Here is a 15,342-nt window from a genome sequence, read left to right on the forward strand (position 1 = left end):
AGCGTGAGTCGGGCGTGGGTGGTTTGTCGCAGCGTGAGTCGGCGTCGGGTGGTTTGCCGCAGCGTGAGCCGGGCGTGGGTGGTTTGCCGCAGCGTGAGTCGGCATCGAACGGCCTGCATCAGCGTGAACCGGTCTCGGGTGGTTTCCCGCAGCGTGAGCCGGGCGTGGGTGGTTTGTCGCAGCGTGAGTCGGCATCGAACGGCCTGCATCAGCGTGAGCCGGTCTCGGGTGGTTTCCCGCAGCGTGAGCCGGGTGTCAGTGGCCTGCCGCAGCGTCAGCCGGGATCGACTGGTTTGCCGCAGCGTGAGCGGGGAGCGACGGGTCTGCCCCAGCGGCAGTCAGCGCCGAACCTGCCGCAGCGTGACGCGACACCTGGTGGTTTGCCGCAGCGTGATTCGGCTCCGACTGGTTTGCCGCAGCGTGAGCCGAGTTCGGGTGCGTTGCCTGCTGTTCATGGTTTGCCGCAGCGTGATTCGGCTCCGACTGGTTTGCCGCAGCGTGAGCCGAACTCGGGTGCGTTGCCTGCTGTTCATGGTTTGCCGCAGCGTGAGCCGGCCGCGAATGGTTTGCATCGGCGCGATCCGGCCGACGGTGGTCTGCCGCAGCGGCCGTCCACGGCGGCGAGCCTGCCGCAGCGCGAGGCCGCGCCGACCGGTCTGCCGCAGCGGCGGCCGGGCGCCCAGGTTCCGCAACGAGAGCCGGTGCCGCCGGGCGTCGGCCTACCGCAGCGGGATCGCGACGCCGCGAACGCGAGCGGTGAGCAGTCCGCGGTCGCGCAGGGACGCGATCCAGGCAAGCACAGCTTCCGGTCCAACCCGGCGAAGACGGCATCTTTCTTCCAGACCAGGCTGCAGCCCGCGGCCGAGTCGGAGGCGTCGATGGGGACGCCGATCTTCGCGGAGATGATGTCGGCGTGGCTTTCCGATCCCAACGCCGACCGGTCCCAGGCAGCCGCGACCTTCGATTCGCCGGGTGACGAAGGCTGGCATGCGGCGCGCCGCGCGAGCGAGGTACAGCCCGAACGAAAGACGGCGGCGGGGTTGCCGCAACGCAATCCGGGCGGAAGGCTTGTCCCGGGCGCCGTCAACGGTGCGGTGGAGCGAGCTCCGCACCGCGACCCAGAAACGATCAGGTCCAGCTTGAGTCGTCACCAGCAGGGCGTCCGGGATGGCCGCGCAATGAGAGCAATGAACCTAACCGGAGATAAAGGAGACCGATGAACCCCGATCTAGGTGGTACGAATCGTCAGCTGGATTGGCTGGTTTCGAATTTTGCCAACGAGGTTCCTGGCGTAGCCCATGCTGTCCTGGTTTCGGCTGACGGCCTACTCATGGCCGCGAGCGCCCAACTGCCCGTCGACCGCGCCGAACAGCTCTCGGCCGTCACGGCAGGTCTGGCCAGCCTGTCAGTCGGCGTTTCGAACCTGTTCGAGGGCGGCACCGTGCTGCAGTCAGTCGTCGAGATGGAGCACGGCTACCTGCTGCTCATGGCAGTCGGCGACGGCTCGTATCTCGCGGTGCTGACCAACACGTCCTGTGACATCGGTCAGGTCGGCTACGAGATGGCTCTGTTGGTCGAGCGTGTTGGTCAGACTGTTCAGGCCACGCCACGCGTCACGATGGGTTCCTGATGGTGGGATGGACATAGAAGATCACCGCATGGGGAGCGTTGAGCCGAGCCTGGTACGCCCGTACTCGTTGACCGCGGGCCGTACCAGGCCCGCAGTGGAGTTGGCGTTGGAGGCGCTGGTCGCATCGCATCCAGTCGCCCTGGAGCGGCAGTTCGAGCTGACCAACATCGAGTCATCAATTGTGGAGTTGTGCAGAGAATCGCCATCCGTTGCCGAGGTAGCAGCCCGACTGGGTATACCCATCGGGGTGGCCCGCGTGCTCGTGGCCGACCTGATCGAGGCCGGGCACGTACGCGTGTCGGCAACTTTGAAAGACGATTCCAGCGACGATGAACGTCGCGAGCTGATCGAAAGGGTTCTCAGTGGACTCCGGCGTATTTAATTCGACGGCGCAGATGGATACCCGTACCAGCAAGCCGACCTCGGCGAAGATCGTGGTGGCGGGTGGCTTCGGTGTCGGCAAGACCACGTTGGTCGGTGCTGTCTCGGAGATCGTTCCGCTGCGTACCGAGGCATTGGTGACCAATGCCAGCACTGGTATCGATAATCTGACCGGTATTCCGATGAAGTCGACCACTACCGTGGCAATGGACTTCGGCCGCATCAGTCTCGCCGACGATCTGGTGCTGTACCTGTTCGGAACGCCGGGCCAGTACCGATTTTGGTTCATGTGGGACGATTTGATCCGCGGCGCCATCGGTGCGGTGGTGCTGGTCGACACCCGCAGGCTGGAGGACAGCTTCGCGGCGGTCGACTATTTCGAAGCGCGCGGCTTACCTTTCTTGGTGGCGCTCAACGAATTCGATGACGCACCGCGATACCCGATCGAGGACATCCGGCAGGCGCTGGCCGTTCCTGCCGATGTACCGATCATGTCCATCGATGCCCGTCGTCGTGATCCGGCCAAGCAGGCGCTGGTCGCGCTCACCGAGTACGCGCTGCGCAAGGTGATGCAGGGCTACTGACTTCTCGCGCGGCATCCCGAGCGCACCGGGTTCGTCCGGATAGGCTCGCCCGGTGCGTATGTCGGCGCGGGAACTGCTCGAGCAACTGCTCGATGCGGAGTCGTTCGTCAGTTGGGATCGGCCGCCGGTGGCGGTGGCCGCGACTCCGCAGTATCACGATGCGCTGCGGACGGCGTCGATCGCGGCGGGGACCGATGAATCGGTGCTTACCGGGGAGGGCCTGCTGCGTGGTCGCCGAGTAGCTGTCATCGCCTGCGAGTTCGGATTTCTGGCGGGTTCGATCGGGGTTGCCGCTGCGGAGCGGATCGTCCAGGCGGTCGAACGTGCCACCGGGCTCGGTCTGCCACTGGTCGCCTCGCCAGCCTCCGGCGGTACCCGGATGCAAGAGGGCACTGTCGCCTTCGTGCAGATGGTGAAGATCGCCGGTGCGGTTGCCGAACACAAGTCCTCCGGTCATCCCTATCTCGTCTACCTGCGTAACCCCACCATGGGTGGTGTCTTCGCGTCATGGGGGTCGTTGGGGCACATCACTTTCGCCGAACCCGGCGCGCTCATCGGGTTTCTCGGCCCCCGCGTCTACCAGGCTTTGTACGGCAAGCCATTTCCCGAAGGTGTACAGACCGCGGAGAATCTTTACCGCCGTGGTGTGATCGACGGTGTCCTCCCGGTCTCGATCTTTCGCCGAATCGCTCATCGTGCGATGAGTGTGTTCAGCGGCATCCAGCTGCCGGATTCCGTTGCAGCTCGGCGTGATACTGCGGCGGACCACGCACCGATCGCGCCGGGATCGCGTCTTGGGTGGCCGCGCGATGCCGGATCGCCAACGTCCGACGTGCACGTCGCCCCCGGCGACTACCTGGATGTCGGTGTGCCAGAACGGGATCAATCAGCGGAAATTCCGATTCGACCCATGGCCGAGACTGCGTGGCAGTCGGTTCTGATCTCGCGGCGCCCGGAGCGTCCTGGCATCCGTGAACTGTTACGTCATGTGACGCACCGGGTTCCGCTCAGCGGAACCGGGCAGGGCGAGTTGGATCGTACGGTGGTGCACGCCCTCGGGCGGTTCCGGGGAGAGCCATGCGTGGTGTTCGGCCACGATCGGCGCGGGCAACAGGGGGAGAACACCATGGGTCCCGCCGCGTTACGCGAAGCGCAGCGCAGTATGGCGCTCGCACAGGAGTTGCGACTGCCCTTGGTCCTGGTTATCGACACGGTGGGCGCGGCGTTGTCCAAGGAGGCGGAGGAGCATGGCCTCGCGCCCGAAATCGGGCGCTGCATAGCGGATCTGGTGACTTTGGCTACTCCGACCATCTCGGTACTGCTCGGCCAGGGTTCCGGTGGTGGCGCGCTGGCATTGCTGCCCGCCGACCGGGTGCTCGCCGCCACCCACGGCTGGCTTGCTCCGCTACCGCCGGAGGGTGCGAGTGCCCTCGTGTTCCGTGACACCGCGCATGCCGCGGAACTCGCCGTGGCGCAACGGATCAGCGCACCTGATCTGCTGGCCGACGGTGTGGTCGACCGTATCGTGCCCGAACTCGGCGACGCGGCCGACGAGCCAGTGGACTTCGCTCGCCGGATGGTGGCCGCGATCGCGAGTGAACTGGCGGACCTGCGCACTCGATCGGAACCGGAGTCGCTCGCGGCGCGGAAGGCGCGCTACCGCAGGTTGGGGATGCCCGGTATGACGGGTTGATCGAGGTGGCCGGAGGTATCGGGCGGCCTGAGTATTACCACTGGTAACTCCCGATGATCAGCAAACTATAAGACAACACGCCCGAGGGCGTGATTGACGGTTCGCCGCCACACTTCTACCGTCGGAATGTGACCTTCAAAAGCGAGACCAGCGCCGTTCCGTCGATCGTGCTGAACGACGGGAACGTAATCCCGCAGCTCGGCTTCGGGGTGTTCCAGGTGCCTGCCGAGGATGTCTTCCAGACCGTCAGCACCGCGCTCGAGACGGGCTACCGCAGCATCGACACTGCCGCGATCTACGGGAACGAAGAGGGCACCGGTCGTGCGATCCGCGAGTTCGGCCTGCCGCGTGACGAGATCTACGTCACGACCAAACTGTGGAACTCCGATCAGGGCTACGATTCCACGCTGCGTGCCTTCGACGCCAGCCTCGACCGGCTCGGCCTGGACTACCTCGACCTCTACCTCATTCACTGGCCGGTGACCGTCGCGGACCGGTTCGTCGACAGCTTCCGCGCCTTCCAAGTGCTGAGGTCGCAGGGGCGGATCAAGTCGATCGGCGTTTCCAACTTCACCATCGCGGCCCTCCAGCGGATCATCACCGAGACCGGTGAGATCCCGTCGGTGAACCAGATCGAGCTGCATCCCCGATTTGCCCAGGACGAACTGCGCGAGTTCCATGCGGCGAATGCGATCGCGACCGAGGCGTGGAGCCCGCTCGGGCAAGGCACGGTACTCGATGACAGCACCGTGGCCGCCGTGGCAGCCGCGGTCGAGCGCACTCCGGCGCAGGTCATCATCCGCTGGCACTTGCAACTGGGGAACATCGTCATCCCCAAGTCGGTCACGGCGTCGCGGGTCGCGGAGAACTTCGATGTGTTCGGCTTCGAGCTCAGTGCGGAGCAGATGGCGGCGATCAGCGCGCTGGACAGTGGCGCGCGTATCGGTCCCGACCCGGCGACGTTCACGGCGGGCTTGGTGAGCTGACCGGCGGACCACCGCTCGGCCCGTCAGCGCAAGCCGAGCTGGTCGGTGAGTTCGGCTGCCGCCGCGCGCCCCGCACGATTGGCGCCGACGGTGCTCGCCGAGGGCCCGTAGCCGATCAGATGAATTCGAGGATCGGCGGCCACCTGGGTGGCGAGTCGTCCGGTCATGGTGATCCCGCCGCCAGGTCCCCGTAGCCGCAGCGGCGCCAGATGGTCGAGTGCACTGCGGAATCCGGTCGCCCAGACGATCACCTCGGCTCGCTGGAACGAATTGTCTGCCCAGCGCACCCCGCCGGGCTCGATGCGCTCGAACATCGGTAGCCGCTCGAGCGCACCGCGCGCCTTGGCAGCCCGCAGCCGGTCGTCGAGTCGCAGGCCGGTGACCGATACCACCGAGCCGGGTGGCAGTCCGCGTCGCACCCGATCTTCGACCAGCGCGACGGCGGTGCGCCCGGCATCCTCGGTGAAGGTGGTCTCCCGGAAGCGCGGCGGCGTCCTTGTCACCCAGGTGGTCGTGGTGACCTGGGAGATCTCATCGAGCAGTTGCACTGCCGAGATGCCGCCGCCGACCACGACGACGTGCTTGCCCGCGAACTCCTCGGCGGTGCGGTACTGGCGGGTGTGCAGCTGGCGGCCGGCGAAGGTCTCCGCGCCCGGATAGTGCGGAATGAATGGATGCTCCCAGGTGCCGGTGCAGTTGATCAGGCCGCGTACCCGAATGGTGCCTGCCGTGTCGGTTTCGGCGTTGAGCACCGGACCACGTTGGGCGGGGCTGCCGTCCTCGGCGCGGTCGCAGACCACGGTGACCGACACCTGCCTGCGCACCCGTAAGTCGAACCGCTTCTCGTACAGCTCGTAGTAGTGCGGAACCGCGATCGCGGCCGGTGCGGTCTGCGAACCGGGTGGCAACGTCTCGGCGAATGACATGCCAGGCAGGTCGTGCACTCGGTTGACCATGTCCAAGGTCAGCGAGGGCCAACGGAACTGCCAGGCCCCGCCAGGGCCCGGGGCATGATCCACGATGAGAAAGTCACGTTCGCGACGCAGTCCGATGCGCTGGAGGTGGTAACCGGCCGACAGCCCCGCCTGACCAGCGCCGATCACCAGGATGTCGAAGTCTGTCGGCACAGCCGATGATCGTATCGCCCGGCATAGAATGGGCGGTCGACTGTGGCAGAGTGAAGAGACCAGATGGACTGTTCAGTTGGGGAGGTTGGATGCTCGGCGTAAGCCGCGATGGTGATGTGGTCACCATCGAACTTCAGCGGGAGGAGCGTCGCAATGCACTCAATGTCGAACTCGTGACGCTGTTGCGCGAAGCCGTCCTCGCCGCCGTCGCAGCCCAGGCGCGGGTCATCGTGTTGACCGGACGCGGCCCGATCTTCAGTGCTGGTGCGGATCTCTCCGGCGTGTACTCCGACGAGTTCGTCTCGGGGTTGGTGGCGATGCTCGACACGATCGAATCCGCGCCGGTACCGGTGATCGCCGCGATCAACGGCGGCGCGATCGGTGCGGGTGTGCAGTTGGCGCTCGCCTCGGATCTGCGGGTGCTCGCGCCCGAGGGATACATCGCGATCCCGGCCGCCAAACTCGGCATCTCGGTGGACCGCTGGACCATGCGCAAGCTGGTCTCGCTGATCGGTGGCGGACCGGCCAGGACCATGCTGTTCGGCGCCGAGCAGGTGCAAGCGGTCGACGCCTATGCCTTCGGGTTCGCCAACCGGCTCGGCAGTCTCGCAGATGCCCAGGTCTGGGCGAAGCACATCGCCGCGTTGGCGCCGCTGTCGCTGCGACACATGAAACTGGTGCTCAACGACGACGGCAGCCGTGACCCGGAGAACACCCGGCAGCGTGCGGCCCTGGAGGCGGCGTGGATGAGCGAGGACGCCAGGGAAGGGCGCCTGGCCAGACAACAGAAGCGTACGGCCGAGTTCAGGGGGCGATGATGGGCATTCGACGTATTGCCGGTGTGGCCGCGGGTGCGCTCGGTATCACCTGGGTGGTCCGGGCGGTATGGGGTATCCCGTCGGCGATGGGTGCTTCGATCTCGGCGATTCAGCCGTACGCGGCGGGCGCGACGACGTACCGCAACCGCCAGTTCCACAACTCCGAACCCAGCAGCCAGTTGGCCGCTGGTTCGGCACCTTCACTGCTGGTCTCGGCCCTGACCCGGCGCAACGTGGGCAGGCCATCGGGACCGGTTCCGCTGCAGACCACGCAAGCGCCACCGGAGGCGGCCGATCTTGCCGTCACCTGGTACGGCCACGCCACCACGCTGGTCGAGATCGACGGGTATCGGATTCTCACCGACCCGGTGTGGAGTGAACGGGTTTCGCCGTCGGCGATGGTCGGGCCGGCACGGCTGCACCCGGTGCCGCACCCGCTGTCCGAATTGCCGGTGGTAGACGCGGTGATCATCTCGCACGATCATTATGACCACTTGGACAAGGAGACGGTCCGAGAACTGATGCGGCGCCAGAGCGCTCCGTTTCTCGTGCCGATCGGCATCGGTGCGCATTTGCGGCACTGGGGTGTCCCGGAGGATCGGATCATCGAATTGGACTGGGGCGGTTCGGTGTCGCTCGCTGCTCTGGGGCGAGATCGGGACGGTGTCGATCTGACGATCACCTGTACCGAGGCTCGGCACTTCTCCGGGCGTGGTCTGCTCCGCAATACCACTTTGTGGGCGTCGTGGTCGATCGTCGGCCCGTCGCGGCGGGCCTATTTCGGCGGTGATACCGGATATACCAAAGCTTTCGGCGCGGCGGGCGCGGCGCTCGGTCCGTTCGATCTGACGCTACTGCCGATCGGCGCCTATGACGAGCGTTGGCCGGATGTGCACATGAACCCGGAGGAGGCGGTCCGAGCGCACGCCGACCTGTGTGGCGGCGATGGCGCCCACGGTCTGCTCGTGCCCATCCACTGGGCGACGTTCAATCTCGCTTTCCATGGTTGGTCCGAGCCGGTACAGCGGATGGTGGCGGCCGCGCGTGCCGCTGGTACCACTGTCGCGGTGCCGATGCCGGGCCAGCGTGTGGATCCGGCGGACGTTCCGCCAGGGGATGACTGGTGGGACAATATCGGCTGAACCAGTTCGGTTAGTTGGGCTACAGGAAGGAACGACGGCGATGAGTCTCGCGGACACTCTGAAGGGCCTGCTCGACAAGGGGAAGGAAACGGCGGCGAAGAACGCCGACAAGATCAACGACGCGGTCGACAAGGCCGGCGATTTCATCGACCAGAAGACGCACGGCAAGTACTCGGACAAGATCGAGAAAGGCAAGGAGGCCGCCAAGAAGGTGGTCCCGCCCGACCAGCCCGGGCCGCAAGCCTGAGGTCGTGGCGGGGGCCGAATAGCCGGTCCCCGCCTCTACACTGCGGCTATGGTGTCCCGCCGGAGGTTCGGTGGTGTCGAGGTTGAACTGAGCAACCTCGACAAGGTGCTGTATCCGGCGACCGGCACCACCAAAGGCGAGGTCATCGCTTATTATTCGGCGATCGCGCCCGCCATGCTCGCGCACATCGCCGGGCGGCCGGTCACCAGGAAGCGCTGGCCGAATGGCGTCGATGAGCCGTCGTTCTTCGAGAAGAATCTCGCGTCGCACGCGCCGTCTTGGCTCGAGCGGCACACGATGCAGCATTCCGACCGCAAGGTCGTCTACCCGGTCATCGATTCCGAAGCCGGGCTCGCCTGGATCGGGCAGCAGGCATCCTTGGAAGTCCATGTGCCGCAATGGCGCTTCGACGGAGATCGAGTGGGCCCCGCGACCCGGCTCGTGTTCGATCTCGATCCTGGGCCCGGAGCTGGGCTCGCCGAATGCGCCAGGGTGGCGCTGGCGGTGCGCGACATGGTCGAGGGGATCGGGCTGCCCGCATTTCCGGTCACCAGCGGTAGCAAAGGAATCCACCTGTACGTCCCGCTGGATCGGGAGCTGAGCCCGGGTGGCGCGTCTACGGTGGCCAAACAGGTGGCCGCGAATCTCGAGAAGTTGCACCCGGATCTGGTCACCGCGACGATGGCGAAGGCGGCGCGCGGCGGAAAGATCTTTCTGGACTGGAGTCAGAACAACCCGGCGAAGACCACCATCGCGCCCTACTCCCTGCGCGGACGTCAGCAGCCCAACGTCGCGGCGCCGCGGACCTGGAAGGAGATCGAAGACCGGAAGACGCTGCGACACTTGCGTTTCGATGAGGTCCTTGCCAGATACCGGTCAGACGGCGACTTGCTCGCCGGGCTGGATCCGCCGCTCGCGGCGAATAACTCCGCGACCGCGGAGTCCGGACCGGACGCGCTGGCGAAATACCGGTCGATGCGTGATCCGGCGCGCACACCGGAGCCGATTCCCGCCCAACGACCCGAACCGGGGGCCGACAACCGGTACGTCGTGCAGGAACATCACGCGCGGCGGCTGCACTGGGACGTGCGGTTGGAGCGCGACGGAGTACTGGTGTCCTGGGCGGTTCCCAAAGGCCCGCCGACTTCATCGGACCAGAATCGGCTCGCCGTGCACACCGAGGACCATCCGCTGGAGTATCTCGATTTCCACGGCGCCATTCCGAAGGGGGAGTACGGCGCCGGCGAGATGACGATCTGGGATTCCGGGACCTACTACACCGAGAAGTGGCGCGACGACGAGGTGATCGTCGAGTTCCACGGCAGGCGGCTCAACGGGCGGTACGCGTTGATCCAGACCAAGGGCAACCAGTGGCTGATGCACCTGATGCGGGAGCGGCAAGGGGATGCGGCGGACAAGGCGGACGACGCGGAGCACGCGGTCGCCGAAGTCGAGCCGTCCGGAGGGCACGTCATCCGACCGTCGAGCGGAGCGCCGGCGTTTCCGCGCGGCCTCGCGCCGATGTTGGCGACCCCGGGTGATGTCACGGAACTCGACGCCGACGAGTGGTGCTTCGAGGCGAAGTGGGACGGATTCCGCCTCATCGCCGAGATCAACTCCGGTGCTCTCACGGTGCGCAGCCGGGCCGGGAATGTGGTGACCGATCGCTACCCGGTGATGCGGGAGTTGGCCACGGAACTGGACGGACACCGTGTGGTACTGGACGGCGAGGCCGTGGTTTTCGACGAGCACGGGGTCGCCAATCTTGGGCTGCTGCAGGCTGGCGCGGCGCGGGCAGTCTTCGTCGCCTTCGATGTGCTGTATCTGGATGGCACCTCGCTGGTCCGCAAAAGGTATGCCGACCGCCGCCGGGTGCTGGAGGCACTGGCGGCGAACGCGCCGTCACTGCGGGTGCCGCCGCGATTGGACGGTTCGGGCGCCGACGCGGTGCGCTACAGCCGTGCGCAGCGGCTCGAGGGCGTGGTCGCGAAACGCAAGGACTCGATGTATCTGCCGGGCAAGCGCGGGCATTCGTGGGTGAAGCAGCGCAATTGGCGCACCCAAGAGGTACTGATCGGCGGGTGGCGGCGCAGCGCGGCCAGGAACTTCAAATCGCTGCTCGTCGGCATTCCGCACGACGGTCGGCTGTACTACGTGGGGCGGGTCGGGACCGGATTCGCTGAGCACGACTTGCGGGACCTGGCCGAGCGGCTGAGCAGACTGGAACGCAAGACCTGCCCGTTCGACAACGGCCTCACCGCCGAGGAGCGCAAGGAGGCGGTGTGGGTGACGCCGAAACTCGCTGGCACGGTGCGCTTCATGAACTGGACCGAAGCCGGGCGCCTGTGGCACCCGGCATGGCTCGGGTCTCGGACTGAGCGCTTTCCGCCGCGCGGTGACGCTGGGTAGGGTCGGTACGCGGTGGTACCCAGCGCGAGACCGAGGAGTGCACGGTGGATTTCAAGCATCTGGCCGGCAAGGCGATGGATTTGGCCCAGAAGAACGCGGACAAATTGGACGTGGTTATCGACAAGGCCGGAGACCTGATCGACGAGAAGACCGCGAACAAGTACACGAGTCAGGTCGACTCCGCCCAGGAAGCGGCCAAGAAGGCCCTGCGCGCGGAGTGACGCCGAACGGGGCACGGCATTCGCCGGATTCCGACCGGACCGCCGCGCCCCGTTCCCGCGTCAGTTCCTCGCGAGTAGCGGGGTGAGGGTGGCGATGTCGGTGACCAGTGTGTGGCCTTGGAATTCGAAGTCGTCGTAGGCCCGCGCCATGGCCGCTTTGTCCCGGCCGCCGCAGGCATCGCTGATCACCACCGGGATGAAACCGAGGTCGGTGGAATGCGTGACGGTCGGCGCGATGCCGATCTCCAGTGCGACACCTGCGATCGCATACGCGCCGATGCGCAGATCGCGCAGCATCGAGGTCAGCGGAGTGCCTTCGAACGCGGACATCGATGTCTTGTCGAACACCACCTCGTCCGGCCGCGGCTGCAACTCGGGAACCAGCTCGAAGGCGGGGGTGTCGCGCTGCAAGATGAAGCGCACGTCGTCCACCGAATCCACCTGTTGCCAACTCATGGCCATGCGCAGCGCGAAGGTGCCGCTGAGACGTTCGGGCAGGAAAAAGTGGCGTAGAAAAATTACTGGGTAGCCGCCGGCGCGCGCCGCGTCGACCACCCGGACGACGCGCTCGATGATCTCCGGTCCGTCCGGCAGCTGACTGAGCACGCCGATCTGCATGTCGTAGACGATCACCGCCAGCCGATCCGGTGCGCATACATCGGCGAGTCCTTCGGGAATATCCAGTCCGTTGCCATGACGCATACTCGGCTACTCCTCGTCGTCGCGCTCTCGTCGCGAGCGGAGCAGAGCCGCAGGGCGATTCGATTGCGCTAGGGACATTTTCGCACCACTGTAGCCAGCATCAGGGACATCCGCGGCGGTGGGCATGACCGGTGGTTGACCGTTGCCGCAGTGGTGACCCGAAAGTACGGTTGATGACCAGCTGGCCTGGAGTGACTCGGTGTGGACGATACCCGGCGCACTTTCGATCGCGCCTCGTCGGATTGGGGAGGCCCTGATGAGCAGGATCGATGGATCGCCCGCCGGCAGGCGGGCGAGGATCCGGGTTGCGCGCGTACTGATCTGGCCCACCGTGCTCGCGGCGCTGCTGTTCGTCTCGATGCCGTGCAACTCCCCCGCGGCGTCCGCCGACATCCCGCGTCCGGACGCCGACGCGTTCTACACGCCGCCCGCTGATCTCGCCGGGTATCCGAACGGCGCTGTCCTGGACTCGCGGTCGATCGCGGTGTTCGGTCTACCTCTTCCGATTTCAGCATGGCAGGTCGGCTATCGGACAACCGACGCGAGCGATCGTCCCGTGCACGGCATCGCGACCGTGATGGTGCCGATGCTGCCGTGGTTCGGGCCGGGCACGCGGCCGCTGCTGTCGTATCAGGTCGCCGAGGACAGTCTCGGTACGCGGTGCGCACCCTCGTTCGCACTTCGCGGCGGATGGGCGACCGGTGCGGTCAACACCCTGATCGATACGCCGTTCATGGCGGAGGCGCTCCGGCGCGGATGGGCTGTCGTGGTCAGTGACTACGAGGGGCCGCAGTCCCAGTTCCTGGCGGGGGAGAACGCCGGCCGCGGTGTGCTGGACGGCATTCGAGCAGCCCGGGACTTTCCGGCGGCCGGGCTCGGCCCGGCGACTCCCATCGGCGCGTGGGGTTATTCGGGTGGTGCGTTCGCCACGCTGTGGGCTGCGCAGCTGCAACCGTGGTACGCGCCCGACGTACGCTTCGCCGGGATCACCTCAGGCGGTGTGCCGGCGGATTGGCTCGCCATCGCCCGTGGGGCGGACGGCACCGTGCAAGCGGGGCTTGCGATGTTGATCCTGTTCGCGATCGTCCGCAACAATCCCGAGAGCGGTGTCCCGTTGCTCAACGACCGTGGGCAGGCCGCGCTGGCCCGCGACGGGGCGGACTGCGGGTCCGATCTGGTGCCGAAGTACTTCGGTGCGCGGGTCGACGACTTCGCGGCGGTCCCGGATCTCCTGTCGCACCCGGCCCTTCAGGCGGCGACCGCGGCGCAGGAACTCGGCAGCAGCGCCCCGATCGTGCCGATGTACTTGTATCACAGCACGACCGACGACGTGATACCCGTCGCCGGGTTCACCGATCTCGTCGGCCGATACTGCGCGCAGGGAGCGACGGTCACTTCGGTGCATTCGCTACTGCCGAATCACAATCCGACGGCGATCGGCGAGGCGCCGCGGGCGATGAGGTATCTGGCGGATCGGTTCGCGGGGGTGCCGGTGGTTCCGGGGTGTCATGCGGGCTAGTCAGGACGCAGCGCGGTGTCTCGATCGCGATGTGGGACCTGAGCATGGCGTGCACCGAACCGCCGGTGATCAGAGTTACGCCGAATGCACGTCGCGCGTCAGTTCTTCGGGTGGCCGGTGTCGTCCATCCACTTGGTGGTTCCTGGCGGCGCGTTGAGGGTGTTGACCAGGTCGATACCGGCGACGATCAGGGTGGGGCCGCCGACCGCGATCGTACCGATGATCGCGCCGATGCCCGCGCCCGCCAGCACGCTGGCGATCACGCCCGGTCCGGTGATGAGGAAGATCAGCCCGACCAGTCCACCGAGGACTGTGCCGATGAAACCGCCGATCGCAGTGGCGATGCCGAATTGCGATTGGAACGCGTTCATCGCCTGCTGGTTTTCGAAAGGTGACGCGACCGGCGTCGCGGCCGGACGCGCCTGCGCGGTGTCCTTGACAACGGTGAGCTCCAGCACCCGGCCCGCGTCACGCACGGCATACGGCAGCGGGAACTCCAGCCCGTCCTGCTGGAAGGCCAGCGGTAGCGTGATAGCGACGTTTCCGGCATCGTCCTTGACATCGACCGAGTTGCCGGCCACGTCGAACCGGCCCCCGGTCAGCGTCGTGATGATCCGGTCGCCGATCAGCTCGGCCCGGTACCCGATGTTCGACGCGGGTGCCGCGGGCGGTTCCGCATGGGTGGTGGCCGCGCTGACCGTCAGCGCGGCGACAAGCGGCACAACAGCCGCCGTGATTGTGCGGAGAATCATTCCGGTGTCCAATCTTCATCAGGTTTCAAGCACTAGAGAACGCGGCGCACGCCGAAATTCCTTCCCCCAATTGACGTGCGCATCCGTGATGTGATGTAGAAGACAACAACTCCGGTAGGTAACTGTACTGTGGCTACAGGCGTTTAGGCCTCGAATTGATGGGTAATCTTTCCTTCTTTATCGCGCCAAATCCGGTGATAGCTATGAGCTATTCGAGTGGTCGGGGTCGCTGCCCATCGGCGATCGCGCGGGACTGCACGCGGGCGAGCCGGATCACCGAAGGTCGGGAAATCTCCCACGTTGCATGGGGATGCAGTCAACTGGAATTCGGTTGCCCCAGGCGGTATCAACCGGCAGGCCCATCATCCGCTCTTGTTCAGAGCAGCAGTTGCAGGCCGATGGCGGCGAGGCATACCGCGACGACCAGGGCAAGGGCGACGGCGTCGCGGCGGCCGGGTGCGCTGGGATAAGCGGTGAGCTGTCCGGTGCCGCCGCGGGCGGTGATCGCCTCGCCGAGCTCGCCCGCGCGTCGAGTGGAGACGGCCATGGCCGCGGTGAGGATGTCGATCAGCTGGTTGTCGGCGGCGCGGACGAGCAGGTTGTCTTTGGGGCGGAGCCGGCGAGCGGCGCGCAGGATGCGAATTTCCTCCAGCAGCAGCGGAAGACCGCGCAGGGTCAGTGCGACGACGACAGCCCATTCGTCCACCGGCATCCGGAGTTTGCGCAACGGCGCGCCGAGTGTGGCCAGAGCGGGCGCGATGTCACTCATCGGCGTAGTCCACGCGATGAGGAACGAGGCGGCCACCAGAATCAGGGCGAACACCACCACCTGCGCGTAACGCAGCACCGCCGCGCCGCCGACCGGCACATTGATCAGGGCTCCGGCCGCGAGCAGCGCCCAGAACAACCACGGCAGCCGCGGCAGCGTTCCGAGCGGCAGCCGTGCGACCGCACCGACGACCACCAGGAAGGCGACCATCACACCGAGCACCGGCCAGGACGGCAGGAACATCAGCAGCAAACTGATCAGAAATGCCCCGATCATCTTCGTGCCGGCCCACAACCGGTGCACCGGACTGGCGACCGGAACCTGACGCAACAGCACAGTGCTCATCAGCGTGCTCCGAACTC

General features: G+C 66.3%; 15 protein-coding genes and 1 pseudogene. 12 read left to right on the forward strand and 4 right to left on the reverse strand.

Annotated elements, in window-relative coordinates:
• From AB0C34_RS13225 to AB0C34_RS13250, 6 genes and pseudogenes are all read left to right on the forward strand, one after another.
• Window positions 1-1,220, forward strand: a pseudogene (locus AB0C34_RS13225) (histidine kinase); the annotation flags it as partial.
• Complete coding sequence (locus AB0C34_RS13230) at window positions 1,217-1,630, forward strand: roadblock/LC7 domain-containing protein (RefSeq protein WP_011207200.1); 414 nt, start codon at window positions 1,217-1,219, stop codon at window positions 1,628-1,630. The pseudogene AB0C34_RS13225 and the gene AB0C34_RS13230, both read left to right, overlap by 4 nt.
• Window positions 1,631-1,637: 7 nt before the next feature.
• Window positions 1,638-2,012, forward strand: coding sequence for a DUF742 domain-containing protein (locus AB0C34_RS13235; protein WP_357070873.1), 375 nt, complete (start codon window positions 1,638-1,640; stop codon window positions 2,010-2,012).
• Window positions 2,013-2,025: 13 nt separating this feature from the next.
• Window positions 2,026-2,595 carry an ATP/GTP-binding protein gene (locus AB0C34_RS13240; RefSeq protein WP_357070876.1) on the forward strand — a complete coding sequence of 190 codons (570 nt, stop codon included), beginning with the start codon at window positions 2,026-2,028 and terminating at the stop codon, window positions 2,593-2,595.
• Window positions 2,596-2,653: 58 nt separating this feature from the next.
• Window positions 2,654-4,288 (forward strand): carboxyl transferase domain-containing protein, encoded by a 1,635-nt coding sequence (locus tag AB0C34_RS13245; RefSeq protein ID WP_357071357.1) that lies wholly within the window; start codon window positions 2,654-2,656, stop codon window positions 4,286-4,288.
• Between the two features lie 128 nt (window positions 4,289-4,416).
• The gene (locus tag AB0C34_RS13250; protein WP_357070879.1) at window positions 4,417-5,274 is read left to right on the forward strand and encodes an aldo/keto reductase; all 858 of its coding nucleotides are present in this window, start codon (window positions 4,417-4,419) and stop codon (window positions 5,272-5,274) included.
• Window positions 5,275-5,297: 23 nt separating this feature from the next.
• Here the strand turns inward: AB0C34_RS13250 and AB0C34_RS13255 are convergent, their stop codons facing one another.
• Window positions 5,298-6,401 (reverse strand): NAD(P)-binding domain-containing protein, encoded by a 1,104-nt coding sequence (locus AB0C34_RS13255; RefSeq protein ID WP_357070882.1) that lies wholly within the window; start codon window positions 6,399-6,401, stop codon window positions 5,298-5,300.
• 89 nt (window positions 6,402-6,490) lie between these two features.
• Between AB0C34_RS13255 and AB0C34_RS13260 the strand changes: the two genes are divergently transcribed.
• The 5 genes from AB0C34_RS13260 to AB0C34_RS13280 are packed head-to-tail and all read left to right on the forward strand — an operon-like array spanning window position 6,491 to window position 11,238.
• A complete protein-coding gene (locus AB0C34_RS13260) occupies window positions 6,491-7,219 on the forward strand; it encodes an enoyl-CoA hydratase (protein ID WP_357070885.1) in 729 nt (242 codons plus the stop codon).
• Window positions 7,219-8,361, forward strand: coding sequence for an MBL fold metallo-hydrolase (locus AB0C34_RS13265; RefSeq protein WP_357070888.1), 1,143 nt, complete (start codon window positions 7,219-7,221; stop codon window positions 8,359-8,361). The genes AB0C34_RS13260 and AB0C34_RS13265 overlap by 1 nt, the downstream gene beginning before the upstream one ends.
• A 40-nt stretch (window positions 8,362-8,401) precedes the next feature.
• Window positions 8,402-8,608 (forward strand): antitoxin, encoded by a 207-nt coding sequence (locus tag AB0C34_RS13270; protein ID WP_357070891.1) that lies wholly within the window; start codon window positions 8,402-8,404, stop codon window positions 8,606-8,608.
• Window positions 8,609-8,656: 48 nt separating this feature from the next.
• Window positions 8,657-11,017, forward strand: coding sequence for an ATP-dependent DNA ligase (locus tag AB0C34_RS13275; RefSeq protein WP_357070894.1), 2,361 nt, complete (start codon window positions 8,657-8,659; stop codon window positions 11,015-11,017).
• A gap of 44 nt (window positions 11,018-11,061) precedes the next feature.
• Window positions 11,062-11,238, forward strand: coding sequence for an antitoxin (locus tag AB0C34_RS13280; protein ID WP_357070896.1), 177 nt, complete (start codon window positions 11,062-11,064; stop codon window positions 11,236-11,238).
• A gap of 60 nt (window positions 11,239-11,298) precedes the next feature.
• Here the strand turns inward: AB0C34_RS13280 and AB0C34_RS13285 are convergent, their stop codons facing one another.
• Window positions 11,299-11,940 (reverse strand): isochorismatase family cysteine hydrolase, encoded by a 642-nt coding sequence (locus tag AB0C34_RS13285; RefSeq protein WP_357070900.1) that lies wholly within the window; start codon window positions 11,938-11,940, stop codon window positions 11,299-11,301.
• Window positions 11,941-12,196: 256 nt separating this feature from the next.
• Here AB0C34_RS13285 and AB0C34_RS13290 point away from each other — a divergent pair, with 256 nt between their 5' ends.
• The gene (locus AB0C34_RS13290) at window positions 12,197-13,459 is read left to right on the forward strand and encodes a lipase family protein (protein ID WP_357070903.1); all 1,263 of its coding nucleotides are present in this window, start codon (window positions 12,197-12,199) and stop codon (window positions 13,457-13,459) included.
• Between the two features lie 98 nt (window positions 13,460-13,557).
• Here the strand turns inward: AB0C34_RS13290 and AB0C34_RS13295 are convergent, their stop codons facing one another.
• Both AB0C34_RS13295 and AB0C34_RS13300 read right to left on the reverse strand, forming a co-directional pair.
• The gene (locus AB0C34_RS13295) at window positions 13,558-14,211 is read right to left on the reverse strand and encodes an ammonium transporter (protein WP_357070906.1); all 654 of its coding nucleotides are present in this window, start codon (window positions 14,209-14,211) and stop codon (window positions 13,558-13,560) included.
• 376 nt (window positions 14,212-14,587) lie between these two features.
• Window positions 14,588-15,325: an energy-coupling factor transporter transmembrane protein EcfT gene (locus AB0C34_RS13300; RefSeq protein ID WP_357070909.1), complete on the reverse strand. Its 738-nt coding sequence runs from the start codon at window positions 15,323-15,325 to the stop codon at window positions 14,588-14,590.
• Window positions 15,326-15,342: the final 17 nt, after the last annotated feature.

It is taken from the genome of Nocardia sp. NPDC049220 (assembly GCF_040647855.1).
Classification (GTDB): domain Bacteria; phylum Actinomycetota; class Actinomycetes; order Mycobacteriales; family Mycobacteriaceae; genus Nocardia.